The sequence below is a fragment of the Mesorhizobium sp. M1A.T.Ca.IN.004.03.1.1 genome (assembly GCF_003997555.1).
Lineage (GTDB): Bacteria > Pseudomonadota > Alphaproteobacteria > Rhizobiales > Rhizobiaceae > Mesorhizobium.
Genome location: NZ_RZTV01000787.1, coordinates 1 through 249 on the forward strand (window position 1 = coordinate 1; position 249 = coordinate 249).

Annotated in this window: 1 protein-coding gene; it reads left to right on the forward strand. The window is 58.6% G+C overall.

Annotation, left to right across the window (positions count from 1 at the left end; genetic code table 11):
- Positions 1-104: 104 nt before the first annotated feature.
- Positions 105-249: metalloregulator ArsR/SmtB family transcription factor (locus EOD29_RS33805; protein WP_164764046.1), on the forward strand; the 145-nt coding region annotated here is incomplete at its 3' end.

Consider the following 249-nt stretch of genomic DNA (forward strand, 5'->3'; position numbering starts at 1 on the left):
GCCGGCCGACCGTGCCGTCACGCCGGAAGCTTTGCGGCTCGATCCGCGCAGAAAGGTTGAAACCGATAGTTGAGATTTGGAAAACTTTGCCTCACAAATAAGGCATGATGTTTTCCGACGCCTTCGTGGCGATAGCCGATCCTAACCGGCGTTATCTCTTGGAAGAGCTCCGCCGCGGTCCCAAGACAGTGAACGAATTGGCAGCCGGGTTGCCCGTCTCGCGCCCGGCCGTTTCCCAGCACCTGAAAG